Source organism: Kitasatospora sp. NPDC004531, from assembly GCF_053602195.1.
Genome location: NZ_JBSGDD010000166.1, coordinates 1 through 7,006, shown reverse-complemented (window position 1 = coordinate 7,006; position 7,006 = coordinate 1). Strand labels below are relative to the sequence as shown.

Sequence of the window (7,006 nt, the reverse complement as noted above, 5' to 3'; positions counted from 1 at the left end):
CGATCGTGGTCGGCGTGGTGGTGCTGGGCCGCCACCCCGCGCTGCCCGGCAGCAAGTGAACCGTCAGTTCTTCACGGCCACCGCGAAGACCCGGCTGGGCCGGGCAGCGGGTGGCCGCCCCCGGGCGGGAGGGCGGCGCCGAGCAGCGGCCGGGCGTGGTCGTACAGCGCGGTCGGCGGACGCTCCGCGGGGGCGCTCACCGGGTGACGGGGGACTCGATTCGGTAGCTCATGGCCGGCAGCCTGCCAGTCCGTCCGTCCCGTGTCGAACCATTTTTCCGACGCTCCGTCGGGAACCCGTCCGCAGGCGGCGGATCGGGCCCGGGCGTGCGGCGGCCGGCCTGCCGGGTGGGGCGGGCCGGCCGTGGGTCCGCCGGGGTCAGCGGGCGCCGAGGCGGCGTTCCAGCTCCTGGAGGTAGCTGTCGCCATAGGCGTCGGCGAGGTCGTCCAGGTCGATCATCGGGGGGATGTCGATCACCGGCTGGCGTTCGATCAGGAAGGCCACGGTCTCCTGCACCACCCGGCCCTCCTCGACCTCGGGGAGTCCGGTCCGGTCGAACACGGAGTCGGTGACCCGGATCCGGGTGGAGGCCTCGGCGGACCCCTCCTCGACCCGGACCAGGTACTCGCGGTCGCCCAGGGGCTCCACCCTGATGTCAGCTGCCATGGCGCGGATCGTCCTTCCCTCGGTGCGCGGCCGTCGGGGCCGTGCGGTCATGGGTGCCGGTGCCGCGCGGCCGACCCGCCGGGCGCCGGGCGTCTCCACCTTACGACCTGCTCACGCCGTCTCCGTCCAGGCCCGGCGTGCTGGGGGCGGTCGCTGACGGCCCCTCGGCGGCGCGGCCGCCGCCGGTGTCGTGCGGGGCGGCGTGCAGCGCGAGGTAGGTCCAGCCGACCCCGGCCCGGGCGTGCGGGTCCTCGCGGTGGGCGAGGTGCAGCGGGGCCAGGCCGTGGGCGCGGGCGAGGGCGACGGTCTCGGGCGCCCCGACCGGGAACATCCGGCGGCCGGGCGGCACCGGGCCGTGCCGCAGCGAAAGGACGATCCGGCCGTCGTCGGCGAGCAGGCCGGCCAGGGTGGCCATGGCGGCGGCGCGCTGGCGGGCGTCCAGGTGCATCCAGACGGCGGTGAGCAGGATCAGGTCGTAGCGCTCGCCGCGGGCGGTGACCCGGGGCAGCTGCGGGAGGGCGTCGTCGACCCAGTCGATGGGGTGGCGGGCGTGCCGGGCGCGGCCGGCTTCGCGCATCGGCGCGGTGGGTTCGACGGCGGTGACGCGGTGGCCGGCGGCGGCGAGGGCGGCGGCGTCGCGCCCGCTGCCGGCGCCGATGTCGAGGACGGCGGCGGGGCGGGTCGGGAACAGGTGGAGCATTTCGCGGTGGACGTCCGCGAAGCTCACGCTCTCGTACTGCTCGACCAGGGCTTCGGCGGCGTCGGCGTATCCGGCGGTGCTGTCCATGGCCAGCAGGCCGGGCTCGGTGGCATCGGTGTTCACCCGGGGACAGTAGCCGAGGGCCTCCGACGCCCCGTCAACTCCCCCGCCGCGAACGGCCGGCGGCCCGCGCACCCGATCGACCTGCCGAGGCGCTCGACGCACGCCCCGGCCGGGGCCGGTGGACGCTTTCCCGAGCAGCGGGCGCGGGGTGCCGGCGTCCACCGGGGACAGCAGCCCGAGAGACGCCAATTCCCCCGCCGCGAAAAGCCGGCGGCCTGCACCCCCGTCGGGGCGCTCGACGCAGGCCCCGGCCCGTGGTCGGTAAACGCTTTCCCGAGCGGCGGGCGCGGTGGTGCCGGTGCCCACCGGGGACGGCAGCCCGAGAGACTCCGGCCAGACGCCGACTCCCCCGCCGCGAAGGTCGGCGGCCTGCACCCCCGTCGGGGCGCTCGGCGCAGACCCCGACCGGGGGGCGGTGGACGCATTCCCGGCCGGTGGGGCCCGGCCGCGCCGGGTTCTAGGATGGGGGCTGAACAGTCCGAACAGTCCGGGTCGAGCGCGGGGCGGCCGCGCGGAGGGAGTCTCCGATGGAGTTGGCGGGCCTCGATCCGGACGAGCCGGGCGACGGCGAGGAGGGCGGCCGTCGGCGGCGCGGTCAGGGCGAGCTGGCGACCGAGGTGCTCACGGTGCTGCACCGCGCGCCGGGGCCGGTGACGGCGTCCTGGGTGCAGGAGCAGCTGGGCGGCGAGCTGGCGTACACCACGGTGATGACGATCCTGTCGCGGCTGCTGGTGAAGCAGGCGGTGTCGCGCAGCCGGGTGGGCCGGGCGTACGTGTGGTCGGCGGCGGCGGACGCGGCGGGGTTGACCGCACGGCGGATGCGTCGGCTGCTGGACACCGAGCCGGACCGGGACGCGGTGCTGGCGAGTTTCGTGACGGCGCTGACGCCGCAGGACGAGCAGTTGCTGCGTTCGCTGCTGAACGCGACGGAGCCGCCGCCGGACGGCGCGGGCCGGGGCAGCGGGCGCTGAGCGATGGGTTTCTTCGTCTTCCTTCCGCTGGTCCTTCCGTTGACGTCGTGGCCGATCGCGCGGCTGGCGGAGCACCATCTGCATCCGCGCAACGCGGTCCGGCTGCTGAGCTGGATCGGCGTGTCGATGGCGGTGTGCAGCACGCTGGCGCTGGGTCTGCTGTTCGTGGTGGGCACCGCGCAGATTCCGGGCAACCCGCTGCCGGACAGCTGGTCGGATCCGGAGATCCGCACGGCGGTGCCGTTCCACGAGGAGGTGGGCACGGCCGCGGTGGTGGGTCTGGTGACGGTGTTGACGGCGTGTTCGCGTTCGCTGCGCCGCCATCTGCGGATCCGGGCGCGGGCGGCGCGGGCGCTGGCGCCGATGCCGTGGGACTCGGATCCGGTGGTGCTGCCGGACCCGGAGCCGTACGCGTACGCGGTGCCGGGTGTGCCGGGCCGGGTGGTGGTGTCGACGGCGATGATGGACAGCCTCGACGCGGACGAGCAGCGGGCGCTGCTGGCGCACGAGCGCTCGCACCTGGCGAACCGGCACCACCGTTTCCTGCTGGCGGCGCAGTTGGCGAGTTGCGTGAACCCGTTCCTGCGGCCGTTGCAGCAGGCGGTGGGGTACGCGACGGAGCGGTGGGCGGACGAGGAGGCCGCGGGTTCGGTGGGCGACCGCCGGTTGACGGCGCGGGCGGTGGCCCGGGCGGCGCTGGTCACCCGTTCCGCCGGGCCGGCGCCCTCGTTCGCGGCGTTCGCGGCCCCCGGTCCGATTCCCCGCCGGGTGACGGCGCTGCTCAGTCCGGCGCTGCGCGAGTCGTGGCCGCCGCCGGCCAGTCCGGCGGGTCTGGCGGCGATGGTCGCGGCGGCGGGGACGGCGGCTTCGGCGGTGTTCGCGCTGAACGCGGCGGTGGCGCTGCTGCTGCTGGTGAAGGCCGCCACGCCCTGGTAGCCCCCGCCACCGTCAGGCCCGCCCGGAGACGTTCCGGGCGGGCCTGACCGTTTTCGGGGGGCGGGCGTCAGGCGGGTTCGTCGGTCTGGACGAGCGCGGCCGGCCAGTCCTCGGGGATGTCCGCGGTGACCGGCGCGTACATCCGCAGCGTGACGGAGAAGTTGCCGCTGGTCGGGATGGGCAGCCAGTTGGTCTGCGCGAGCTGCTCGTCGGCGGGCTGGGCGGCCTGCAGGTGGAGGACGGTGTCGCCGGTGGCGGGGTCGGCGACGGGGGCGGCGTAGTGGCCGACGGCGTAGATGTCGGCCGGGTTCGCGACGAGGAAGCTGTCGGCGTCGTAGGCGGTCAGCGACCAGAACGCGTCGACGGGCGGCAGCTGGCCGGCGGGGAAGGTGAGGGTGTAGCTGAGCGGGTTGCCGTCGGCGTCGGACGCGGCGGCCCGGTAGCTGGGGTAGAGGGCGTCCTGCGGGAGGTTGGCGCCGAGTCCGATGGCGGCGATGTAGGCGCGCTGCAGGTAGTGGGTGCCGTAGTAGCCGACGTCGGTCTTGGTGAAGGTCCAGCCGTTGACCGGTTCGGAGGCCTGGTGGTTCTTGATGAGTGCGAGCCCGCGGTCGCGCGCCTGCTCCAGGTGCTTGTCGGAGGGAAGCTTGGCGGGGTCGTGCGGGTAGAGGCCGAGCTCTTCGAGGATCGCGGACATCCGGGGGTCCTGCGGGTTGAGCGGGGTGCTGGGGAGCAGGGCGGCGAGCTCACGGAAGAAGTCGGGGCCGCTCATGCTGTTGACCTGCGTGGACGGCGGCGTGGCCGGGAGGTTCGGGTCGTAGGTGCCGTCCGGGGGGAGGTAGCTGCCGTTGTCGGGCCAGGCGGTGAGCGGCAGCAGCCGCATCAGGTTCTGGTAGCCGACGACGGTGTCGATCTCCTCGGTGCCGGTGTTGTGGATCTCGATCCGGCCGAGCAGCCAGATCACGTTGGTCGGCATCGCCAACTGGTGCACGCCGGACGGGAGTTCACCCTGCCAGTCGGGGCCGGTGAGCGCGTAGGCGTAGACCTCGGCACCGGTGTTCGGGTCGGTGCCGGAGCCGGCCTGCGGGTCGAGGGAGCTGGGGTCGCCGACCACGTTCGACCAGGCGTCCAGGATCTCCATGATCCAGTAGCGGCCGGCGTCCATGACCGGCACCTCCAGCACCATCGGCTCGGCCGTCAGGTCGAGCCAGCACTGGGTGTAGAGGGTGTCGACGTTGGGCCGGACCACGTCGGTGGTGGCCGGCGTGGCGGGCGAGGTGTACTGGAGCAGCTGGTTGGTCGGCGCCTGCGTCGCGTTGGGCTTGACGGTGTTGGTCTGCAGCCGGCGGGTCAACTCCTCGATGATCAGCGAGTACCCGAAGACGTACGCGTCGGTCGCCTTGGCCAGCGCGTGGTGCGCGGAGTTGGCGGGTTGGTGCGAGGAAGCCATGCCGTCGTCCCTCCTGGGCGGTTGAGAGCCACGACGCTACCGACCGGTACCGGACGCCGGCAGCGGCGGAACCGGCCATTTGTGAAGGCCCTCCCCAACTGGAATTCTTCCGTCCGATTGATTGCCGCCGCAGGTGACGGCTGGTCAAGTACGGGGAAGGGCAGGCGGATTGCCGCCGTCCGGGGTCAGTCGACGCAGGGCACTCCCCCGGCCTTGACCGGAGGGCCCTGCATCTGGAGGCTCGGGGCGGGGCTCGGCTCGGCGGCAGCGGTGCCGGGGGCGGTGTACCCGGCGCCGAGGGTGATCTGGACGTGCCCGGCTGGGACGCCGCTCGCGGCGGTGGCGGTGGCGCCGTAGCGGGTGGCGATCTGCTCGGCGGCGTCCTTGGCGCCGGCGCCGTACTTGACGGTGGTCGTCCTGGGGCGGGTGTCGGCGTTGGCGGCCTGTCCGGCCCGGTAGCCGAGCGCGACCAGCGCCTTGGACTCCGCCCCGGCCGCACCGGTGACCGGGGAGCCGTTCAGCACGTCCACGGTGGTCGCGGCGGCGTTGGCGGGCGGCGCGGCCTCGGGGGCGTCGGTGCCGGCGGCCGGGGCGGGCGGGGTGTCGCGGGCCTGCCCGAACAGCTGCTTGACGATGCGCTGCAGTTCGGCGGGGTCGACCTGGTTGACCTCCTGCCCGCCGACGGTGGCGAACTTGACGATCGGCAGGGTGTTGAACTCGACGTTCCCGCCGGTCAGGTTGGGCGCCTGCTGGGCGAAGTCGAGGAGCTGCCAGTCGTCGTCTATCACCACGTCCTTCTTGACCACGTCGAGCAGCGCCTGCAGCTTGCCGAGGTCGTCGATCACGCCCTGCTGCTTGAGCTTGTACTCGACGGAGGCGATGAAGGCCTGCTGGCGGTGGGTGCGGTCGAGGTCGCCGTTGGTGAGGTTGTGCCGCTGGCGGACGAAGGACAGCGCCTGGGCGGCGTTCAACTGGCTCTCGCCGGCGGGCAGTTGCAGGCCGGTGCCGCCGCCGGGCCGGATCACGTTGCCCTTGCTGTCGGTGACCCGGGAGACGATCGGGTCGTTGACGGGCTTGTTCAGGCAGACGGTGATCGGTTGGAGCGCCTTGGCGATGTCGTAGAAGCCGAGCAGGTTGACCTCGGCGAAGTGGTCGATCGGGATGTCGAGCAGCTTCTGCACGGTCTGGATGGTGGCGGAGCGCCCGGCCTCCCGGCTCCGGTGCTCCAGGTCCGCCCCCTTGACGCCCTGGGCGCGGAGCTTCTGCTCGGCGGCCTCCTTGGCGTACCCGTAGGCCTCCTTGACCTTGTGCATTTTGCCGTCCGCGCCGTAGGTCTGCACCCAGTCGTCGCGCGGGATCGACACCGCCTGCACCTTGCCGCTGGGCGGGATGTGCAGCACGATCAGCGAGTTGGTGTTGTAGCCGCCGATCTCGCTGGAGCCGGCGTGCAGTTCGTCCTGGACGAACTCCTTGGGAAGGTCGTTGCCGTCCATGTCCTTTCGGCTGTCCAGGCCGATCAGCAGGATGTTGAGGGACTTGTCGAGGTGCTTGGGGGCGTTCTTCTTCGCCTCGTCCAGCGCGTGCGAGCGGGTGACGCCGTTCAGGTCGTTGACGGTGTACCAGGCGAAGCCGCTGACGGCGAGCACGGCGAGCGAGACTCCGCAGGCGACGGTGCGGCCGGCGATCACCAGCGGGGCGGTGCGGGGACGGCGGGCGCCGAGCGACTCAGCCATGGTGGGCCCTCCGGGTGCGGCGGTTGCGGACGGCGACGGCCAGCAGGGCGGCGGCGAGGGCGGCCACCATCGCCCAGAACTGGCCGCTGATCAGCCGCAGGCCCTCGGTGGCGAGTCCGGCGCCCCGGTAGCGGTCGCCGCGCGCCAGGTAGTCGACGGCGCAGGCCACCGCCAGGGTGACCACGGGCGCGCCGGTGATGATCCACCACCAGCCGCGCCGGCCGGCGACCAGCGCGGCCATTCCCGCGCCGAGCACCGCGCAGCCCGCGTACAGCCAGCCCAGGCCGTCGCCGAGCAGTTCGTCGCCGAGCGCCCCGAGCACGGGCAGCCCGAGCGCGGGCAGCGCGGCGGGCATCCGGTCCGGCGCTGCGGCGGCCGGGCGGCGGCGGTCGGCGCGCCGCGCGGCGGCCGGGCGGGCCTCGGCGGGGAG

General features: G+C 73.9%; 7 protein-coding genes. 2 read left to right on the top strand and 5 right to left on the bottom strand.

The genetic code is table 11. From position 1 onward, the window contains the following. Window positions 1-378: 378 nt before the first annotated feature. Complete coding sequence (locus tag ACWEMJ_RS33220) at window positions 379-666, bottom strand: hypothetical protein (RefSeq protein WP_452140869.1); 288 nt, start codon at window positions 664-666, stop codon at window positions 379-381. Window positions 667-766: 100 nt separating this feature from the next. Then, window positions 767-1,489, bottom strand: coding sequence for a class I SAM-dependent methyltransferase (locus ACWEMJ_RS33215; RefSeq protein ID WP_452140868.1), 723 nt, complete (start codon window positions 1,487-1,489; stop codon window positions 767-769). A gap of 527 nt (window positions 1,490-2,016) precedes the next feature. On the opposite strand from ACWEMJ_RS33215, the gene ACWEMJ_RS33210 reads away from it, so the two are divergent. Beyond that, window positions 2,017-2,460 (top strand): BlaI/MecI/CopY family transcriptional regulator, encoded by a 444-nt coding sequence (locus ACWEMJ_RS33210; RefSeq protein ID WP_452140867.1) that lies wholly within the window; start codon window positions 2,017-2,019, stop codon window positions 2,458-2,460. A 3-nt stretch (window positions 2,461-2,463) separates the two neighbouring features. Further along, window positions 2,464-3,396: a M56 family metallopeptidase gene (locus ACWEMJ_RS33205; RefSeq protein ID WP_452140866.1), complete on the top strand. Its 933-nt coding sequence runs from the start codon at window positions 2,464-2,466 to the stop codon at window positions 3,394-3,396. A 67-nt stretch (window positions 3,397-3,463) separates the two neighbouring features. On the opposite strand, the gene ACWEMJ_RS33200 is transcribed toward ACWEMJ_RS33205, so the two are convergent. The 3 genes from ACWEMJ_RS33200 to ACWEMJ_RS33190 form a co-directional block, all read right to left on the bottom strand. Continuing rightward, window positions 3,464-4,843 carry a DUF1254 domain-containing protein gene (locus ACWEMJ_RS33200; RefSeq protein WP_452140865.1) on the bottom strand — a complete coding sequence of 460 codons (1,380 nt, stop codon included), beginning with the start codon at window positions 4,841-4,843 and terminating at the stop codon, window positions 3,464-3,466. A gap of 185 nt (window positions 4,844-5,028) precedes the next feature. Next, window positions 5,029-6,576, bottom strand: a complete 1,548-nt coding sequence (locus ACWEMJ_RS33195) for an LCP family protein (RefSeq protein WP_452140864.1) — start codon at window positions 6,574-6,576, stop codon at window positions 5,029-5,031. Next, window positions 6,569-7,006, bottom strand: a 438-nt coding sequence (locus tag ACWEMJ_RS33190; RefSeq protein WP_452140863.1) for a DUF6542 domain-containing protein, incomplete at its 5' end; no start/stop codon positions are given. The genes ACWEMJ_RS33195 and ACWEMJ_RS33190, both read right to left, overlap by 8 nt.

Coding starts and splice junctions, on each gene's coding strand:
- ACWEMJ_RS33220 (WP_452140869.1), bottom strand. CDS start 666: ATGGCAGCTGACATCAGGGTGGAGCCCCTGGGCGACCGCGAGTACCTG.
- ACWEMJ_RS33210 (WP_452140867.1), top strand. CDS start 2,017: ATGGAGTTGGCGGGCCTCGATCCGGACGAGCCGGGCGACGGCGAGGAG.
- ACWEMJ_RS33205 (WP_452140866.1), top strand. CDS start 2,464: ATGGGTTTCTTCGTCTTCCTTCCGCTGGTCCTTCCGTTGACGTCGTGG.
- ACWEMJ_RS33200 (WP_452140865.1), bottom strand. CDS start 4,843: ATGGCTTCCTCGCACCAACCCGCCAACTCCGCGCACCACGCGCTGGCC.
- ACWEMJ_RS33195 (WP_452140864.1), bottom strand. CDS start 6,576: ATGGCTGAGTCGCTCGGCGCCCGCCGTCCCCGCACCGCCCCGCTGGTG.